Source organism: Loktanella atrilutea, assembly GCF_900128995.1.
Classification (GTDB): Bacteria; Pseudomonadota; Alphaproteobacteria; order Rhodobacterales; family Rhodobacteraceae; genus Loktanella; species Loktanella atrilutea.
In genome coordinates, this window is sequence record NZ_FQUE01000009.1 from 84,417 (window position 1) to 103,811 (window position 19,395).

The window sequence follows — 19,395 nt, forward strand, 5'->3', positions numbered from 1 at the left end:
TCCCCAAAGACCTGCGCATTTTCGCATGTAATGCAAGAAATATCTTGCCCGACGCGGCGTTCTCTGTTCCACATTATGACGAACTGAGGGAGGAACCATCATGAAGACCATCACCAAGGCCGTCCTGGCCGCCATGCTTGCCACCACCGTCCTGTCCGGCGCCGTCCAGGCCGAGACCCTGCGCCTTTCCCACAACACCGGCGACACGACGACTTGGCAGAAGGGCGCCGACAAGTTCGCCGAACTGCTGAAGGAGAAAACCGACGGCGCCTACGACGTCCGCGTCTTCCCGAACGCCCAGCTGTCCGGCGGCGACCAGATGAAGCAGGCCGAGATGGTGGGCCGCGGCGCGCTCGACCTCGTCGTGACCTCCGCGATCAACGTCACACCGCTGGTGCCCGAGATGGCCGTCTTCTCGCTGCCCTACCTCTATGCCGACTACGCGCAGGTCGACGCGACCACGCAGGGCGAACCCGCCAAGCTGCTGGAGGACATCCTGCGCGACAAGGGGATCGAAGTTCTGGCCTGGGGCGAGAACGGCTTCCGCGAGGTCACCAACAACGTCCGCCCGATCACCAAGCCCGACGACATGAAGGGCCTGAACATGCGTGTGGCGGGGCCGATGTACATCGACGTGATGAACGCCCTCGGCGCCAATCCCCAGCAGATGCAGTGGGGCGAGACGATGACCGCCCTGCAGCAGGGCGTGGTCGACGGGCAGGAGAACCCGATCGGCGCCGTCATCATCCCGCAGCAGGTCTTCGAGGTGCAGAAATACCTGACGACCTGGCATTATTCCTACGACCCGATCTTCCTCGGCGTGTCCACCAAGGTCTGGGACGGCCTGGATGCCGAGACGCAGGAGGAGATGCGTGCCGCCGCGACCGAGGCGATGGAATACCAGCGCGAGATCACGCGTGACAGCACCGCCGAAGGCGTCGACCTGCTGCGCGAGAAGGGCATGGAGATCTACGAGCCCTCGCAGGAAGAGCTCGCCGCCTTCCGCGAGGCGACCCAACCCGCCTTCGACACCTGGGCCGAGAAGGTCGGCACCGACATCGTCGGCAGCTTTCAGGATGCCATCGCGACCGTGCCCGCGAACTGAAGACTGCGGCGCGGCCCCGCCACCGGGGCTGCGCCGATCCGGGGAGGGGATCAGATGCGCTTCGTCCTGCGCGAATTCGAGAAGATCGTCTGCGCCGTGCTGTTCCTCGGCATGACGCTGATCGGCTTCATCAACGTCGTGGTGCGCTACGCCACGCACTATTCCTTCGCCGCGTCGGAGGAGGTGCTGACCAACGGCTTCCTGCTGCTGACCGTCTTCGGCGCCGCCATCGCCGCCCGGCGGGGCGAGCATCTGGCCGTGACACTGGTGCAGGACGCCCTGCCCCGCCGCGCGGCGCAGGCGGTCTTCGTCCTGTCGGTCATCCTCTCACTGATCCTGCTGGCGGCATCGGCGTGGTTTTCGTGGGTCACGGCGATGAACCAGATCGAAAGCGGCATGCGCAGCTATGCCCTCGGCCTGCCCGCCTGGTGGTATCAGATTGGCCTGCCCTTCGGCTTCGCCCTCATCATTATCCGCTACTTGCAACACGCGGCCGAAACATGGCACGCCCCCCGCGCCGAACCGCAGGCGACGCCCAGTGTCTGACCTTCTTGGCATGAGTGCCGGCACCCAGATGATCGTCGTCTTCTTCCTGCTGATGGCCCTGCGGGTGCCCGTGGCCTTCGCGCTTGGCCTGTCGGCGATGTATGCCATGTGGCAGATCGGCTTCGGGTTCGAGCTCGCCGGCGACCTCATCGCCACCGGCATTGCAAAATACGCGCTGCTCGCGATCCCCTTCTTCATCCTCGCCGGCACCCTGATGGGCACGCTGGGCATTGCAGAGCGGATGATCCGCTTCTTCCGCATCCTGATCGGCAATCTGCCCGGCGGCATGGGCGTCGTCGGCACCGTCGTCTGCCTGTTCTGGGGCGCCGTTTCCGGCTCCGGTCCCGCCTCCGTCGCCGCCATCGGCCCGATGATCATCAAGGGCATGCAGGAGGACGGCTATCCCCGCGCCGCCGCCGCCGCCCTCGTCTGCACCGGGGCCGCCTTCTCGATCGTGATCCCGCCCTCCATCGGCCTCGTGATCTATGGCGTGATCGCGGAAACCTCGATCTCCGCCCTCTTCACCGCCGCCATCGTGCCGGGCCTCTTCATGGGCCTGCTGATGCTGGTGGTCCTGCCCTTCATCAAGCCGCGCGGCCGTGACGGGCTCGACCGTCTGGCCCCCGCTGCTGCCAGCGACGGCTACTGGTGCGACCTCGGCCGCAGCTTCCGCGCGTCCTTCTGGGGCCTGATGACGCCGGTCGTGATCCTCGGCGGCATCTACTCCGGCATCTTCACCCCGACCGAGGCGGCGCTGGTCGCCACCGTCTATGCCATCGCCGTTGGTGCCTTCGCCTATCGCACCCTGACCCTCCGCACCCTCTACGACGCGCTGACCGAGGCCGCGGCCTCCTCCGCCGTCGTCATGCTGGTCGTGGCCTATGCCAGCCTTTTCGGATGGGTCGTGACGGTTGAGGACCTGGTGGGTCAGTATTCCGGCCAGCTGCTGGGCCTGTCGGACAACGGCGCGGTGATCCTGATGGTCATCATGCTGATCCTGCTGATCGCGGGGATGTTCATGGACCCTGTGACGGTCATGTTCATTTCCCTCCCGATCTTCATGCCGGTGGTGCGGGAACTGGGCTGGGATCCGGTTTGGTTCGGTGTGCTGGTCATGGTGAACCTCGCCATCGGCCTGATCACGCCGCCCGTCGGGATCAACCTCTATGTCGCGGCCAACATCACGCGGCTGCCGCTGGAACGCATCGCCCGCGCGGCGCTGCCGTTCCTGGTGGTCAGCATCATCGGCCTCGCCATCGTGGCGGCCATGCCCGCCCTGTCCCTGTTCCTGCCGGAGATGCTGAAATGACCGACACCGTCGCCCTGATCACCGGGGCCGCCCGCGGCATCGGGCTGGCCACCGCGACCCTGATGCAGGCCGAAGGCCGCCGCGTCGTCATGCTTGACCGCGACGCCGAGGAGCTGGAACAGGCCGCAGCCACCCTGCCCGGCGCGCTGGCGATCCCCTGCGACGTCGCGGTGCCGCAGCAGGTTGCGCAGGCGGCGGCCGAGATCGAACAGACCTGCGGTCGCCTCGATATCCTCGTGAACAACGCGGGCGTCGCGGACTTCGGCCCCTTGGCCGAGACCGACTTTGCCCGCTGGCGCCGGGTGATGGAAACGAACCTCGACGGCGTCTTCCTGATGAGCCAGGCCTGCCTGCCGCTGCTGTCGGCGCAGGGCGGGGCCATCGTCAATATCGCCTCGATCTCCGGCCTGCGCGCCTCCACCCTGCGGATCGCCTACGGCACGTCAAAGGCCGCCGTCATCCATCTGACCAAGCAACAGGCGGCGGAACTAGGCGAGGTCGGCATCCGCGCCAACTGCGTCTGCCCCGGCCCGGTGAACACGAAGCTGGCCCTTGCCGTTCACTCGCCCGAAATCCGCGCCGCCTATCACGATGCGATCCCGCTGAATCGCTACGGCACGGAACGCGAGATCGCGGAGGTCATCTGCTTTCTGGCCGGTTCCCGCGCAAGCTACGTGACCGGTCAGGTCGTGGCCGCCGACGGAGGTTTCGAATCGACAGGCGTCGGTCTGCCCGCCCTGCGCTAACTGGCGAAAATTCAGGCGCCATCGATCAGGAATTCCAGCCAAAAAGCTCGGAGTGCAGCGCCGCTGAAAGGCAGCCAAGCCGCGAATGCAACTTGTCAAACGCCTTCAGTTGGCCCGCGTCGGGTCCGTCATCGGATCGCCGGCTTCATGGCCGCCCGGCACATGTTCCGACGAAGCAGAGCCGACGGGCCGCTCGATCATCCGGTGCACACGCGGCGTGTGACCCTCGACATGAAGCGCACGGATTTGCCTTGAATTGTCCTGGTCCGCCCGGGTCCGCCGTTGCCGGTCGCGGATGTATTCCAGCCACGTCGCGACGTGATAGCGCTCGATCCACAGGTCGGTTTCGGCCAGATCGCGCAGCAGGGTCCAGCGTTGCGCGCCGTCGCGGCGCAGGATGCGCCGCCTTTCGTTCATTGCGGCAACGAAGGCCGGAATGTTCGCCTCGGGCACGCGATGTTCGATGGTGATGACGATGGGGCCGGACCGGGCGTGGACCGGCACCGCGGTCTCGGGCTCGCCCAGATTGTCCATCGGTTCGAGGTCCGCATCGCCACCCGCGGGCAATGGCAGCACAAGCCCGGCCAGCCCGCCCGCCGCCTGCAGTGCCGCCGCGGCAAGCAGACCGAGGGTCACACCATGACGTTCCGCCACCGCGCCGAAACCCCAGGCTCCGGCTGCCATACCGCCGAAGGTCGCCATCTGGTACAACGACAGTGCGCGTCCGACGACCCAGCGCGGCGTCGACAGCTGCACCGTCACGTTGAATGTGGACAGTGCCAGCACCCACCCTGCTCCTGCCAGCATCAGCGCGGGCAGCGTCAGAATGAGAGTCCGACTGAGGCCTGTGGCGGCACCGCCCAGCACGATCGCGACGGATGCAACCCTTACGATCCCCTCGGTCGTGAGCCGCGCACGCAGCCTTCCGCTGGACAGGGCACCGCCGACGGCACCGATGCCGAAGGCCCCCAGCAGGACGCCATAGGTCAGCGGCCCGCCAACGATCAGGTCGCGTGCCACGATCGGCATCAGTGCCGGGATCGCCGCCGCGGCTGCGCCGAAAAGGCACCCACGCAGCAGCACGACGCACAGGTTCGGCGACATGGCGACATAGCGCAGCCCGGCGGCCATGGCGACGTCGATCCGTTCCCGCGGCAGCGTGCGCGGCTTACGGTCCGGATGCCAGCGCAACAGAACCACGATCAGTCCGATGTAGCTGACGGCGTTGGTCAGGAACGCGCCCGCGGCCCCGGCCACGGCGACGATCGCCCCGCCGATCGCTGGCCCGACTGACCGCGCCATGTTGAACCCCATGGAATTCAGCGCTACCGCGCCGGGCAAGGCACTGCGCGGCACCATGTCCCCGACAGAGGCCTGCCACGCCGGATTGTTCAGCGCCGTGCCGCAGGCGATGGCAAAGGTGAACCCCAGCAGCCCCCAGGGCGTCAGCCAGTCGTTCCATGCGAAAAACGCCAGCAGCAGGGACATCACCACCATGTAGGTCTGCGCGCACAGCATCACGATGCGCCGGTCGAGGTTATCTGCGATCGCTCCCGCCGCGAGTGAAAAGAGCATGATCGGCAAGGCGGTCGACGCCTGCACCAGCGCCACTTCCTGAGATGAGTTCGACAGCGAAGTCATCAGCCAGGACGCACCCACGGCCTGGACCAGACCGCCGAAGTTCGACGACATCGACGCGAGCCAGATGGAGCGGAAGATCGGCACCGAGAATGGAGAGATGGGTTGACCGGGCAGGACGGGCCTCCTTGGGGTATGATCGGCAGGTCTCGCGCCGCGCCGGAATGCTGCAGGACATGGCCCCCACTACGCCAAGGTCAATGCGATTCAGCGGGCGGGCACGCCGCATGGAATCGTCAGTCGGTGCGCAGGGACAGGCCGCTTTCGGTGTCGAACAGATGGATCTGCGCAGGGTCGGCACCGATGGTCAGCACTTCGCCCGTACCGGCGCCGGCCTGACCGGGCAGATGCAGCGCGATTGCGCCGCCATTGCCAAGGGTGCCGTAGATATAAGATTCGCCCCCCAACTGCTCCACGCTGGCGACAGTCATGCGAATCGGGCCGTCGTCGCCGACGGTGACGTGGTTGGGCCGGATCCCCAGCGTGACCGCCTGTCCCGGCTGATAGCGGAACCCCGTGGCGGGCAGCGACATCCGCTCGCCGGTGTCCAGCGCCAGCGTGTCGCCATCGATCCGCCCCGCGACGAAGTTCATCTTGGGTGACCCGATGAAGCCCGCGACGAACAGGTTGCGCGGCCGGTTGTAAAGGTCGAGCGGTTTCCCGAACTGTTCCAGCTCGCCGAGCCGAAGGACCGCGATCTTGTCGGCCATCGTCATCGCCTCGACCTGATCGTGCGTCACGTAGATCATGGTGTTTTCCAGCCGCCGGTGCAGGCCCGTGATCTCCTTGCGCATTTCGACCCGCAGCTCCGCATCGAGGTTCGACAGCGGCTCGTCGAACAGGAAGACGCGCGGCTCGCGCACAACGGCCCGCCCGATCGCGACCCGCTGGCGCTGACCGCCGGATAGGTCCTTGGGGCGCCGGTCCAGCAACGTGTCGATCTGCAGCATCTTCGCCACCTGATCGACCTTGGCCCTGATCTCGGCCTTCGGCGTGTTGATGTTTTCCAACCCGAAGCTGAGATTCTGGCGCACGGACATGTGCGGGTAAAGCGCATAGGACTGGAACACCATCGCCAGCCCCCGGTCGGCGGCGGGAATGTCGTTGACAACCTCGTCGCCAATGACGACGTCGCCGTCGCTGATCGGCTCCAGCCCCGAGATCATGCGCAGCAGCGTGGACTTGCCGCAGCCCGAGGGGCCGACGAAGACGCAGAACTCGCCCTGCTGCACGTCGAGGTCGATGCCCTTGATGACCTCCACCTCTCCATAGGACTTGCGGACCCGCCGCAGCTCAACTCTGGCCATCTTGTTTCCTATTCGTCGTCATTTGCCGCCGGTCGAGGCGATGCCTGTAGCGATGTATTTCTGCAGGAACATGAACACCGCCGCGATCGGCAGCAGCGTCAGAACGGTCATCGCCAGCAGGCTGGGCCAGTCGGTCTGCAACTCGCCTTGGAAGGAGTTCAGTGCAAGCTGCAATGTGAAATTCTCGGTCCGGGTCAGCACGATCAGCGGCCAGAGGAAGTCGTTCCAGCGCCACATGATCGCAAGGATCGCCAGCACCGCGATGGCGGGGGCCGACAGCGGCAGGATGATCCGCCAGAAGATCTTCCACTCGCTGGCCTTGTCCATGCGCGCGGCGTCAAGGATCTCGTCCGGGATCGTGATCATGTACTGCCGTAGCAGGAACACCCCGGTCGGCGTCGCGGCTCCGGGAATGATGACGCCCCACAGGCTGTTGAACATGCCCAGTTTCGTGACGATCAGGAACAGCGGCACCAGCACCACGGTCTGCGGGATCATCAATGTGCCGATGACGATCAGCAGCACCGCGTTGCGCCCCCGAAACTGGTATTTCGACAGGGCGAAGGCGGCCATCGCGTTGACCAGCAGCATGATGACCGTGGCGGCGATAGTGATGAAGGTCGAGTTCCAGAAATACCGCAGGAAATCGAACCGCGCGAAAAGCTGGGTATAATTGTCGGTGGCAAAGGCCACCCCTTCGACCGGTTGCAGCATGTCCGTGGTCAGACGCACACGATCCTCCGGCGCGTCGGGCGACACGACCTCGGCCCGGCCCGCGGCGCGGCGGGTCTGGCCGACGACCTGTCCCGCCAGATCGCCCTCCGTCACGGTGAAGGCGGGCAGCGGATCGTCGTAGCCCGGCACCGTCAGCACCTCCTGCGCATAGGGCAGGAACCGCGGCGGAAACCGGTCGAGCTCGTTCTGGTCCTTGAAGCTGGACAGCACCAGCCAGACCACGGGGCCAAACATCAGGAAGACGCCAAGGAAGAGGTAGCCGTAGGACACCCAGTCGGTCCAGTGCAGCCGCCCCCTGCCCCGCGTCGCGGTCAGAAAGCCCGTGACGCCACTGCGGTCAGCCATCGACGTTCCTCCTGTTGGCCCACAACTGCGCCAGCGTCAGCACCACCAGCACACCCGCCACCAGCAGCGATGCGGCCGCGGCCAGCCCGAACAGCCGCGGCGCACCTGCAAAGCCGCGTTCATAGATATATTGAATGATGAAGGTCGTAGCCGTCCCCGGCCCGCCCCCGGTAAAGGCATAGATCTCGTCGAAGGTCTGCACGCCGCGGATCAGCGCCAGCACCAGCACGACCAGCATGGTGGGCGCCAACAGCGGCAGGGTGATGCGCCGGAACGTCCGCCAGCCTGACGCGCCGTCCATCGTCGCCGCCTCGTAGACATCCCGCGGGATCGCCTGCAGGCCCGCCAGCAGGATCAGCGTATAGAACCCCATATGCGCCCAGACCGAGATGAAGACCGACCAGCCAAAGGCCCATTGCGCATCGACCAGCCAGTTGATGCCGCCAAGCCCGGTCCAGTCGAGGAAGGCGTTCAGCACCCCCTCGCGCTGCAGGATCCATTTCCAGATCAGCGCCACGACGACCGGCGACAGCAACACCGGAAAGAAGAACACCGACCGAAAAAAGCCCCGCGCCCGGATCCTGCCGTTCAGGATCACCGCCGTCAGCAGGGCGAACCCCACCATGAAGCCGGCCTGCAGCGTCACGAAGGTCACGGTATTCCAGACCGCGCGCCAGAACTTGTCCTCGCGGCAGGAATTGGCGTCGATGTAGTTGCCGCAGTCCAGCAGCTGACCGAAGTTCTGCCCGCCCACGAAGGGCCGGTTCTGAAGCAGCACGTTGTCGCTGCCAGAGGTCGCGTAGAACACGTTTAGTATTACCGGCAGAAAGGCGAAGAGTCCGAAAAGGATCAGGTTCGGCAGCAGGAACGCCCAGGCCAGCCGGTTGATCCCCAGCAGCCGCTGCAGGGCCAGCATCGGGATCTCGATGATCCGCATGAGCGGTGTGATGACTGCCAGCATGGACGCCCCCCGAAAGTCCCCGCCGCAGGGGTGCGGCGGGGTGTCGTCCTGTTATTGCGACCCTTCGGCCGCGGCCTTCAGGTCGTCTTCCATGCGGGTCATCGCGTCGTCCACCGTCAGCTCTCCGACGATGGCCTGGCTCAGACGCTCGACCGTGATGCCGAACATCGCCCGGTTGCCCGCATAGCCCTGATAGGCGAAGGCGGTGGGCGACACGTTCTTCAGGTCGGCGGCAAAGGCGCTCAGCGCCTCCTGCGCGGCTGGCGTCACGTCTTCGAAGGTCACGCCCTCGGCGGCGACGCCCTGATGCGCGGGCAGGTTGCGTGTCCGCGCGGCGGCCTCGGCATAGATGTCCTTTTGCGCAAGGAAGTCGATGATCTTCGCCACCAGTTCCGGGTGCTCGGTCTGCTCGAAGCCGACGATGCCGGCACCACCCGGCATGCCGGTGCATTCACCCGTGGGACCGCAGGGCGACCCGATGACCTTCCAGTCGAAGAAGTCGCCCACCTGCTCGTCCAGCCGCGCGACCTGCCAAGAGCCGGAGTAGTAGAGCACGACCTCGCCGTTGATGAACTCCTGCGCGGCGTCGGCATAGGTGGCGCCGCCCTGGCTGGCCCAGACGTCGCGCGCCATGGTGCCGTCCTCGTTCCAAGCGACGAACTGCTCGGCAAAGGGCTTGAAGCCGTCGAAGGTGCCCTTGCCCTCGGCATCGAGGAACTTGGCGCCGTAGGAGATCGCGGGCCCCGCGACGCGGTGGCCCGACCGGTCGACCGCCATCGGGAAGTCGGCGTCGGTCGCCTCGGCCACGGCCTTGGTCGCCGTCGCCCAGTCGTCCCATGTCGCGCCTTCGCCGGGCATCTCGACGCCCGCCTGCTCGAACAGGGTCGCGTTGACGAAGCCGCCGGTGATGGTCAGCTGCGTGTGCAGGCCATAGTATCCCTGACGGTCGCCGGCGCGATACCAGTCCAGCGTGTTGCCGAAGGCCTCGTCCCAGGCGGCGGTGTCGATGTAGGGCGCAAGGTCGAGGTAATACTGGTTCAGACCGCCAAGGTCCGTGACCTTCGCCATGTCCGGCCCGTTGCCGGCTGCCAGCTGCACCGGCAAATTTTCGAGGATCGCCTGATAGGGCACCACGTCCACGGTGATGTTGACGCCCTGGTTTTCGGCCTCGAAGCGCGACAGCAGGTCGTCGTAGACCTCGCATTCGTTGCCGTCGGAATAGCACTGGAACCGGATGTCCTGCGCCATGGCCGCCCCGGCCGTCATCCCAAGTCCCGCCGCAAGCGCGGTCGTCCGCAAAATCGTCTGTCTCATTGGTCAGGCTCCTCCCAGATGCCGTGTGCCGGATGTTGGTCGCCCTAGCTTACGGGCGGCATCCAGCCGTTGTAAAACTCTGAATCCGGCGCGAGGGGCAGGTCGATGGTCCGCCCCCCCCGGATCGCCGCGTATATCGCCGTCACAAGTTCGATGGACCGGCGTCCGGCTGCAAGGTTGACCTCGCGCCCCGGTGCGCCGTCCAGTGCATCGGCCACCGCGTCGAGGTATCCGGCAAAGCCGCCGTGTCCCTCGGGCACCGCCTGCGTCACCGCGTCGATCTGGTCCTGCGTCGTGGGCGCCCGCGCGATGAAGCGCCAGTCGGACTGCGCGGGGGTATAGGGCGCGCTGCCGCTTTCGGCTGTGAAGCCCTGAAAGCAGAACCGCAGCCGCGTGGTGTCGTCGCCGCCGCCCAGCGTGACCGAACTGGTCGCCAGCGCGCCGCTTTCCATGCGAAAGGCGAGCGCGGCGCAATCCTCGGTCTCGATTGCGTTCACGCGGGTGTCGGCCATGGCCGAGACGGCGGCGACGGGCCCGAGGATGTGGCACAGCAGGTCGTGGGCGTGGATCGCATGGCCCAGCAGGGCGCCGCCGGATTCGCCGGCCCATGTGCCGCGCCACGGAATGTCGTAATAGGCGGTGCCGCGGTTCCAGTGCGTCTCGATGCTGGCAACGAAGGCCTTGCCCGCCAGCCCCGCCTCCTGAAGGGCCACCAGCTGCTGCATCGCGCGGCCGAAGCGATATTGGAACACCGGAAACACCTGCCGGTCGGCGGCCAGCGCCGCGCGTTCCAGCGCATCCGCCTCGGACAGGGCGCGCACGATGGGCTTTTCGCAGATCGCGTGCTTGCCCGCCTTCAGCACCCGCAGGGTGATCGGGAAATGCAGATGCGGCGGCAGGCAGACGTCGATCAGGTCGATGGCCGGGTCCGCCAGCACCGCGTCCAGATCGCCGGTGACGGCGATGGCGGGGTCGCCGCCGGTGGCCTTTTCGGCGCGGGCGGTGTCCAGATCGCAGAAGGTCGTCACGGCAAAACGGTCGGGCAGCGCCCGGTAGCCCGCCAGATGCTCGGCCCCGATCCCGGCGCCGACGATGGCGACCCGGATCATGCCTGCGCCGCCTCTGCCATGGCCTGCGCCCGCAGGGACAGTTCGCAGACCTTGAAGACATGCGTCTGCGTCATCGCCGTCTCGGTCCGGTCGCGGACATCCGCCGCCAGCCGCGCAAAGAACGGCAGACCGGCGCCGGAGGCGTCGATCCGCTCGCACCGGTCGCCGTTGACAAGGATCAGGTGATCGGTCCCCGGCTGGCCCACGTCCACGTACTTGCGCAGGTCGATATAGCCCTCGGTCCCCAGAATGGTCAGCCGCCCGTCGCCCCACGTCGGCAGCGCGTCGGGCGTGTACCAGTCGACGCGGATATAGCCGTGACCCTTCGGGCTTTGCAGGGCGATCTCTCCGAAATCCTGCAGGCCGGGATCGTCCGGGTTGGCGTAGTTGGCGACGCGGGCGAGCGTCACCTCGGCGTCGGTCGATCCGGTGAAGAACAGGAACTGGTCGATCTGGTGGCTGGCGATGTCGGTCAGGATGCCGCCATAGGCGTCGCGTTCGAAGAACCAGTCGGGCCGCGTCGCCCGGTTCAGCCGGTGCGGCCCGATGCCCAGCGTCTGGATCACCCGCCCGATGGCGCCCTCGGCCACCAGTTCGGCCGCGCGGGTGACGGCAGGCACCTCGAACCGTTCGGAAAAGTCGATGGACCAGATGCGGCCGGTGCGGGCGACGGTGTCCCGCAGCGTCGCCAGCTGCTCCTCGGTCGTGCAGCCGGGCTTGTCGCTGAGCACGTCCTTGCCGGCCTCCATCGCGCGGACGGCCCAACCAGCCCTGTCGCGGGGGATGCCCGACAGCAGGATCAGGTCGACGGCGGGATCGTCCAGCAGAGCCTGCGCGTCGCGGCGCGGCACGTCGGGGAACCGTTCGACAAAGCCGTCCTCGGTATTGGGATGCCCCTCGGTCGCCCAGCCGACGAAGGTGCAGCCCGCGTCGATCATGTTGGCGGCCATGCCGTAGATGTGGCGGTGGTCGATGCCGATGGCGGCAAAGCGCAGGGGCGTGGTCATTGCGGTATCTCCTCGGGGCGGCCGCTGCGGGCCGACCGGATGGTTGCGTCGATCAGGTCGTGGGCGGCCAATGCGGCCTCTCCCGTCACCAGCGGGTCGCGGCCGGTGGCGATGGCTTGCGCGAAATCCGCGATGACGTCCCGGTGCCAGTCGGAGGTAAAGGCCATTGGATCGGCCCCGCCGCCGGTGCCGCCCGTGGCACCTTCCTTTTCAACCCGGCCATCGCGCCACTGCGTGACCAGCTGGCCGGAGGCGAGGTGCAGGCTGGCGCGCTCGAAATGCAGGGTGATCGATTCCGCCCCGCCGGGAAAGCTGGCGGTGCTGGCGACCATGGACCCCACCGCGCCGTTGGCGAAAGTCAGGCCGGCGGTGACGAAATCCTCCGCCTCCATGGCGTGAAAGCGGGTCGTCGCGGCCATGGCCCGCACCGCCGTCACCGGCCCCGCGAGGCTCAGCGCCAGATCCATCGTGTGGATCGCCTGAGAGATCAGCACCCCGCCGCCGTCGCGGGCATAGGTGCCGCGCCCCGGCTCGTCGTAATAGCTTTGCGGCCGCCACCAGGGCACGGAAATCTCCACCAGCCCCAGCGCACCCAGATCGCCGGTGGCGATGCGCGCGGCGGCGGCGCGGGAAGCCGCGCGCACGCGATGCTGGAACACCACGCCCAAGGTGACACCGGCATCGCGGCAGATCGCCACGACCTCGCGCGCTTCCTCTGCCGTGCGGCCCATGGGCTTTTCCAGCAGGATGTGCTTGCCCGCCTGCGCCAGCGGCCGGATCACGTCGGCGCGGGCGTCGGGCGGGGTCAGCACGATGGCAAAGGCGATGGCAGGATCGGCGGCCACGCTGGCCAGATCGGTCGTCGCGGCGACGGGGTGGCCCATGCGCTCTGCGGCCTCTGCCGCCAGCGCCGCGGCCCGTTCTGGGCGGCGGGCGCAGATCGTGGCCAGTTGCACGGCGTCCGTATCGGCGATCGCGGCAACGTGGGTCCGTGCCACCATGCCGGCGCCGATCAGTGCCGCCCGCGCGCCTGTCGTCTGAGCCATGACGTCCGGTCCCCCACCCCTCTTGCCGCTTGGTGTGCATGGCACCGGACGCATCGTCAAGGGCGCGGGGGCCCCGCGGGCGTCAACTCTTGCGCGTGCGCAGCAGCAGGATCAGCGGCAGCATGAAGACGACCAGCAGCATCAGGACGTGGAAAAGCTCCACATAGGCCATCATCGCCGCCTGCCGCTGCGCCTGTTGGTACAGCGTCGCCAGCCCCGCATCGCGGCTGCCGACCTGTCGCGTCAGCGTGTCGAGCGCATCGACAAAGATAGGGTTCAGATCGTTCAGCCCCTCGGTCATCCGCGCCTGCTGCACCTGTTCGCGCCGCGCCAGCAGCGTCTGGCAGAGGGATATCCCGAATGCCCCACCGAGATTGCGAAAGAAGTTCAACAAGGCCGACGCCTTGTCCGACTCGCCCTGCTTCAACCCGACGTAGGCGGCAGAGGTGATCGGGATGAAGATGAACGGCAGCCCCAGAGAGATGAAGAACCGCCCCCATGCCGCATCGGCAAAGGTGCTTTGCAGGCTGAACCCGCTGAACCACCAGAACGACACCGCCTGCGTGACGAAGGCGGGCAGGAGCAGCAGCCGCAGGTCGACCCGCCCCGACAGCGCCCCGGCCACGGGCATCAGCAGCAGCGAGATCACCCCGCCATAGGTCAGCGCCAGCCCCGCGTCATAGGCGGTATAGCCAAAGACCTGCTGCAGCATCTGGGGGATGATCTGGATCGTGCCGAAGACCAGCAGCCCGGTGATCATGATCAGCACGGTGCAGATCGCGAAGTTGCGGTTCGCCAGCAGCCCGATGGGCACGATGGGGTCCGGGTGGTTCAGCTCCCACGCGACCATGCCGCCAAGGCCCACGACGGCCATCGCGGTCATGGTCAGGATCAGGTTGCTGGAAAACCAGCCCTCCGCCTCGCCCCGGTCGAGCATCACCAGCAGGCCCGCCAGACCGATGGCGACAAGGATGAAACCGATGTAGTCAACCTTCAGCCCGCCGGCGCGCAGCTTGCGCGTCTCCTCCACCAGCGCCTTGGGTTCGTTGACCACGGCGCCGACGGTGAACAGGGTGAATATGCCCACCGGCACGTTGATCAGGAATATCCAGTGCCACGAGATGACATTGGTGATCCAGCCGCCGATGGTCGGCCCGATGATCGGGGCCACCACCACGACGATGCCGAAGACCGCAAAGGCCTGCCCCCGCTTCTCGGGCGGGAAACTGTCGGCCAGCATCGACTGTTCCACCGGGGCCAGCCCGCCGCCACCGACGCCCTGCAGCACGCGGGCGAGGATCAGCGTCCCCAGCGACGTGGACACGGCGCAAAGCAGCGAGGCCGCCGTGAACAGCGCGATCGAGATCATGAAGTAGCGCTTGCGCCCGATCGCCTTGGACAGGAACCCGCTGATCGGAATGATGATCGCGTTGGCGACGAGGTAGCTGGTGACGATCCACGTCCCTTGACTGGTCGAAACGCCCAAACCGCCCGAGATGTTGGCCAGCGCCACGTTGGCGATCGAGGTATCGAGGATCTCCATGAAGGTCGCGGCAGAGATCACGATGGTCATCAGCCACGGCCCGCCGACCCCGGCGGCCGAGCGGGGCAGGTCCGGCGTGTCGTCCCGCGCGCGGTCCCCTGCCCCGGCGGTGGCGGCCCCCGCCACGGTCAGTCGTCCAGATGGATGCGGGGCAGCACCGACATGCCCGGCCCGATGGGGTAATCCGCAAGGCTCGGCTTGTCGATCGAGATCCGGACCGGCACCCGCTGCACGACCTTGACGAAGTTGCCGGTGGCGTTCTGCGGTGGCAGCAGTTGGAACGCCTGCCCTGCCCCGTTCTGGATCGAGACCACGGTGCCGCTGAAGTCCACGTCGGGAAAGGCGTCGATGGTGATATCGACCGCCTGCCCCGGATGGATGTCGGCAATCTGCGTTTCCTTGAAGTTCGCGGTCACGTAAAGGTCGTTCGGTACGATCGCCATCAGTTGCGTGCCCGCCGCGACATAGGACCCGAGGTTCACATTGTTTTGCACGACCTGACCGTCGATCGGCGCCGTGATCGTCGTATGATCCACGCTGACCTGCGTCGCCGCGACATTGGCTTCAGCCGCCTTGATATTCGCCTTGGCGGATGCAGCCTGCGCCTCGGCCGCCGCAACCCGGCTTTCGGCAGTCTTGACCTGCGTCGCAGCAGCCGTTGCTGCGGCTTCGGCCTCGTCCGCCGCAGCCTGCGTGTCGTCGTTGGTCTGGCGTGAAATCGAGGTCTGCCCGGTTTCGTCGACCAGTGCCGCGTAGCGGTCTGCCTTGGTGCGTGCGTTCTGCGCCGTGACCTGGGCGCCCGCCGCATTGCTTTGCGCCCCCGCTAGGGCCGCCTGCGCTTCGGCGATGCCGGCCTCCGCCTCACCCATCGCGGTGCGCGCCTGCGCCAACTGCGCCTGCCGTAGCGCCAATTCAGCCTGCAGGGCTGCATCGTCGATCCGCGCCAGCACATCGCCCGCCTGCACCTGCTGGTTGGACGTGACGGGCACCGCGATCAGTGCGCCCGCCTCCTGCGCCGAGACCCGCACCACGTCGCCACCGATAAAGGCATCGTCGGTCGTCGCGAATTGCCGGGCGTGCAGGTACCACAGAACGCCGCCAACCACCGCGGCCACGACGACGATCGCCACGATGATCAGCGTGATCCGCTTGCGGCGCGACGACCCTTTCGCTTCGTCTGATGTATCGCCGCTGTCTGGCGCGGTCTCGGCCGCATCGGCCGGTCGGTCTTGATGTTCGGACATCTGCGAACCTCGCCCTGGTAAACCGTCCGGGCAGGCCGCCTGTCATGCTGGTCGTCCCGAAGCCTGCCACAGCTTAGGCTGGCAGTCCCGGTCATCAAGGCTGCGCCACCCTAAAACACCGCGTCGGGGTCGAGTCCCCGCTTTTCGGCACTTGCCCGGACAGCCTCTTGCAGCCCGCTGCTGGCCTGCAGCAGCCGGCGAAACCGCACCTCGTCCAGCACCAGCAGTGTCGAGGGCGCGATCGCCCGCACCTCGGCCCGCCGGGGCCGCCGCGACAGCAACGCCAACTGGCCGAACATTTCGCCCCGCCCAAGGCGCAGGGGCTGGCCCGCCGCTTCCATCTCGACCGCGCCAGAGGCGATGAAGAAGACCCGCGTGGCGATGCTGTCGCGCGGCACAATGACCTGACCCGCATCGACGTATTCCGTCTGCAGCGCCCGTCCCAGCCGGGCCAGCGCTGCATCGTCCAGATCCTTGAAGACTGGAAATTGCCGCACCAGATCCGTGCGCTGCAATGCAATGTCGAGCTTCGGGCGGTCCTCGGCACTGGCCCGCCGCGCGCCCAGTTCCTGCATCAGCGCGGTATAGACCTCCGACCCGATCAGGCCGTCCTCTCGCATCGCGTTGTATTCCCGCTCTTCCAGCCGCAACGCCGTCCTCCGGATGAAGCGCCGCTCCAGTTCCTCGGCATAGCCCGGATATTGCAGGCGCAGCCCCTCCAGTGCGGTCTCCGCCGCTTCGATCCTGCGCGACAGCAGCTCGTGCAGCAGGTCCGCGACCCGCCGTCCGTGAATGCGCCTGATCCGCCCGTCGATGAATCCGCCCAGATCCCGCAGGATCAGTCGCTGCGACAAAAGCAGTTCGAACCGGTCCGCCGTCATCCGGGCCAGCGGCCCCGACAGCCCCAATCGCCGCTGCAGCGAGACGCCCGCCTGAAACGCCGGGCCATAGGCCACGTTGCGCCGCGCGGCCCGCTGATACCCGCTGCGCCCGCCAGACCGGGCGCCCTCGATCAGCTGGTCCGCATCCAGCAGCACCCGCTCCGCCATCCGGGCAGAGATCGTGCGTTCCCGCACCCGCGCGAGAATCGTGTCCCGCTCGTGACCCGCCAACGCGATCAGCCCCAGCGTGATCCGATCCCGGTCGAGGATGTCGGCATTCGCCTCTGCCGACACGACGGCGGCATCAAGCCGCTCGCCGAACCGCTTCGCCTCTGACCGTACGATGTCGCGGGACAGGTCGTAGTTCTCTGTCGTGCGGGCGACATCCTCTCTCACCGTCTGCAGTGCGACGGCGACGACCTGCCGCGACAGCGCGTCATCGATAGGCGACAGCCGGTCCAGCCCCAGCCAGCCGATCACCATCCGCAGGGTCGACCCCTGCACGATCAGGGTGAAAACGGTGAAACCCGTCGCAAGGATGCCGACGATGCGCTTGACCTCGACCGGCACTCGCAGGCTCTCGGTCACCGCCAGCGCTAGCGCCAGCGTCACCGCCCCCCGCAATCCCCCCCATAGGATCGCCGCGCGATAGGGGCGTTCCACGACAGGCGACAGCCGCAGCAGGCTCAGCAACGGCAGCAATCCGAACAGAATCACCGCCCGCGCCGCGACGGCGGCCAGAATGACGACGCCGATCAGGGCGATATCGCTCAGGCGCACCGCCTCCAGCAGACGCGGGATCAGCAGCGCGGCGAGGATAAAGATCAGCGCCCCGGCCCAATGCGCCAGCAGGTCCCAGACCTCTTGCAGCGAGGTCCAGGCCTGCGGCGGCAGCCGCCCCGGCCCGGTCAGGTTCAGCGTCAGGCCGGCGGTCACGACCGCGATCACGCCCGAGGCGCCGACGCTTTGTTCGGCGATGATGTAGGCCAGATAGGGCAGCGCGATGGAGACGGTGATCTGCGCCCGCTCGTGCCGCGCGAACATGCCCATGATCCAGACCGCCAGCCGCGCCGCGACCCAACCCGCCAGGGCCCCGCCCGCGATCAGCATCGGGAACCGGCCGATCGCGTCGGAAAAGGTCGGATCCGGCACGCCCAGCATGACAAATCCCATGAACAGGCCAAACAGCGCGATCGCCGCGGCGTCGTTCAGCAGGCTCTCTCCTTCGATGATCCGCGCCAGCCGTCGCGGGGCCGAAATCGAACGGAAGATCGAGACCACCGCCGAGGGGTCCGTGGTCGACACGATCGCGCCGATCAGCAGGCAGGCCGCCAGCGGCAACGTGCTGGCCCATGACAGGGCGTAACCCACCGTGATCGTCGCCACGACGACGGCAACCACAGCCAGCGTCAGGATCGGCACCCAGTCATCCAGCATTCGCCGCAGGTTCATGCCCAATGTGGCCTGAAACAGCAGGGTCGGCAGAAAGACGTAAAGGAACACGTTTGACCGGATCGGCAGGCCGAGGATCGCCTCGGCCACCGGGTTCAGCGCGTCGGTCAGCGTCGTGCGCAGAAAGAACGTGGCCCCGGCCGCGATGGTGACGCCCAGCACGGCGAGGATCACGCTGTAGGGCAGCCGCAGTCGGGCCGCTAGCGGCTCTGCGAGGCCGATGACCAGAAAGAGCGAGGCGATGACGGTCGTGACGAGAATGATGTCCATGACCGTCAGATACCGCCCATCGCTCCCCGGTGGAATGCTGCGCTGCGCGAATTATGGTGATCGGACGGACAATTGCCAGTGCAGCATGGCACCGGCCAAATCCGTCACGTCATCCCTCGGCAAGTTCCGGTGTGGCGCTGTCAGGCGGCGTTACGCCGAAGATGTTGATGGTCAGCGAGATCAACGTGTAATAGCCCAGCAGGCCGACCAGATCGACCAGACGATCCTGTCCCAGCACGGCCATCGCACGGGCGTAGAGCGTGTCATCCAGACCCCGGTTCAGATGCGCGGCGCGAGCAACGTCGTGTACGACGCTCTCCTCTTCTGTTTCGAACGCAGGAACCAGGTTTAGGCGAATCGCCTCGACCGTCTCGGGCGGCAGACCGGCGGCAAGGGCATGGTCCTTGTGGGCGAACCATTCGTATTCCGACCCGAACACCCGGCCCGTCACGAGGATCGCGAGTTCCGACAGGCGCGGTTCCAGTGACGTGCCATAGCGGCAGTAGGCCCCCAGTGCCTGCGCGGTATCCGCCAGCTGCGGCCGGTGCAGCCAGATCGCCAGCGGGCCGGCGACGACCCCGCGTGGTCCGCTTGCGATCGCGGCCGCAATCTGCTGCTGTCGCGCATTGTAATCGGCGGGCTGCGGCGGTGCCAGACGGGGGGTGGGCCAAGTCATCGGATGTCCTTTCACGTTGCTGCGCGGGGTCCGTGCGTGACACCGTGCTTGACCAGTCATGCGACGCTTTGCGCCCCGCCGCCAGACCGCGGTTCGCGTGGCAGGTCGTCCCAGTCGGGCAAACAAGGTCGTAAACTTGGGTTGATGGTCCTAGGTAGCAG

General features: G+C 67.0%; 16 protein-coding genes. 4 read left to right on the forward strand and 12 right to left on the reverse strand.

Annotation, left to right across the window (positions count from 1 at the left end; translation table 11 throughout):
- The first annotated feature begins 100 nt into the window (after positions 1 to 100).
- From BUA54_RS15960 to BUA54_RS15975, 4 genes are read left to right on the forward strand one after another with little or no spacing between them, the layout of a single operon-like run.
- Positions 101 to 1,105 (forward strand): DctP family TRAP transporter solute-binding subunit, encoded by a 1,005-nt coding sequence (locus BUA54_RS15960; RefSeq protein ID WP_072858261.1) that lies wholly within the window; start codon positions 101 to 103, stop codon positions 1,103 to 1,105.
- A gap of 54 nt (positions 1,106 to 1,159) precedes the next feature.
- Entirely contained in the window at positions 1,160 to 1,651 is a 492-nt protein-coding gene (locus tag BUA54_RS15965; protein ID WP_072858262.1) for a TRAP transporter small permease, read from the forward strand.
- On the forward strand, positions 1,644 to 2,960 hold the full coding sequence (locus BUA54_RS15970) for a TRAP transporter large permease (protein ID WP_072858263.1): 1,317 nt from the start codon (positions 1,644 to 1,646) through the stop codon (positions 2,958 to 2,960). Before BUA54_RS15965 ends, BUA54_RS15970 begins: the two co-directional genes overlap by 8 nt.
- Entirely contained in the window at positions 2,957 to 3,706 is a 750-nt protein-coding gene (locus tag BUA54_RS15975; protein WP_072858264.1) for an SDR family NAD(P)-dependent oxidoreductase, read from the forward strand. Before BUA54_RS15970 ends, BUA54_RS15975 begins: the two co-directional genes overlap by 4 nt.
- A gap of 105 nt (positions 3,707 to 3,811) precedes the next feature.
- Here the strand turns inward: BUA54_RS15975 and BUA54_RS15980 are convergent, their stop codons facing one another.
- The 12 genes from BUA54_RS15980 to BUA54_RS16035 all read right to left on the reverse strand — a co-directional run bounded on the left by BUA54_RS15980 (position 3,812) and on the right by BUA54_RS16035 (position 19,234).
- The gene (locus BUA54_RS15980; protein ID WP_072858265.1) at positions 3,812 to 5,461 is read right to left on the reverse strand and encodes an MFS transporter; all 1,650 of its coding nucleotides are present in this window, start codon (positions 5,459 to 5,461) and stop codon (positions 3,812 to 3,814) included.
- 119 nt (positions 5,462 to 5,580) lie between these two features.
- Complete coding sequence (locus tag BUA54_RS15985; RefSeq protein ID WP_072858266.1) at positions 5,581 to 6,651, reverse strand: ABC transporter ATP-binding protein; 1,071 nt, start codon at positions 6,649 to 6,651, stop codon at positions 5,581 to 5,583.
- Positions 6,652 to 6,669: 18 nt separating this feature from the next.
- The gene (locus BUA54_RS15990; RefSeq protein ID WP_072858267.1) at positions 6,670 to 7,731 is read right to left on the reverse strand and encodes a carbohydrate ABC transporter permease; all 1,062 of its coding nucleotides are present in this window, start codon (positions 7,729 to 7,731) and stop codon (positions 6,670 to 6,672) included.
- Entirely contained in the window at positions 7,724 to 8,692 is a 969-nt protein-coding gene (locus tag BUA54_RS15995) for a carbohydrate ABC transporter permease (protein ID WP_072858268.1), read from the reverse strand. The genes BUA54_RS15990 and BUA54_RS15995 overlap by 8 nt, the downstream gene beginning before the upstream one ends.
- A gap of 51 nt (positions 8,693 to 8,743) precedes the next feature.
- On the reverse strand, positions 8,744 to 10,006 hold the full coding sequence (locus tag BUA54_RS16000) for an ABC transporter substrate-binding protein (RefSeq protein WP_072858269.1): 1,263 nt from the start codon (positions 10,004 to 10,006) through the stop codon (positions 8,744 to 8,746).
- A 44-nt stretch (positions 10,007 to 10,050) separates the two neighbouring features.
- A complete protein-coding gene (locus BUA54_RS16005) occupies positions 10,051 to 11,115 on the reverse strand; it encodes a Gfo/Idh/MocA family protein (protein WP_072858270.1) in 1,065 nt (354 codons plus the stop codon).
- A complete protein-coding gene (locus BUA54_RS16010) occupies positions 11,112 to 12,122 on the reverse strand; it encodes a Gfo/Idh/MocA family protein (RefSeq protein WP_072858271.1) in 1,011 nt (336 codons plus the stop codon). Before BUA54_RS16010 ends, BUA54_RS16005 begins: the two co-directional genes overlap by 4 nt.
- Entirely contained in the window at positions 12,119 to 13,168 is a 1,050-nt protein-coding gene (locus BUA54_RS16015; RefSeq protein ID WP_072858272.1) for a Gfo/Idh/MocA family protein, read from the reverse strand. The genes BUA54_RS16010 and BUA54_RS16015 overlap by 4 nt, the downstream gene beginning before the upstream one ends.
- Before the next feature lie 82 nt (positions 13,169 to 13,250).
- Positions 13,251 to 14,837: a DHA2 family efflux MFS transporter permease subunit gene (locus BUA54_RS16020; RefSeq protein WP_218588295.1), complete on the reverse strand. Its 1,587-nt coding sequence runs from the start codon at positions 14,835 to 14,837 to the stop codon at positions 13,251 to 13,253.
- A 2-nt stretch (positions 14,838 to 14,839) separates the two neighbouring features.
- Positions 14,840 to 15,955, reverse strand: a complete 1,116-nt coding sequence (locus BUA54_RS16025) for an HlyD family secretion protein (protein WP_084114461.1) — start codon at positions 15,953 to 15,955, stop codon at positions 14,840 to 14,842.
- Positions 15,956 to 16,065: 110 nt separating this feature from the next.
- Positions 16,066 to 18,558, reverse strand: a complete 2,493-nt coding sequence (locus BUA54_RS16030) for a cation:proton antiporter (RefSeq protein ID WP_072858273.1) — start codon at positions 18,556 to 18,558, stop codon at positions 16,066 to 16,068.
- A 109-nt stretch (positions 18,559 to 18,667) separates the two neighbouring features.
- Positions 18,668 to 19,234 (reverse strand): carboxymuconolactone decarboxylase family protein, encoded by a 567-nt coding sequence (locus tag BUA54_RS16035; RefSeq protein WP_072858274.1) that lies wholly within the window; start codon positions 19,232 to 19,234, stop codon positions 18,668 to 18,670.
- Positions 19,235 to 19,395 lie beyond the last annotated feature (161 nt).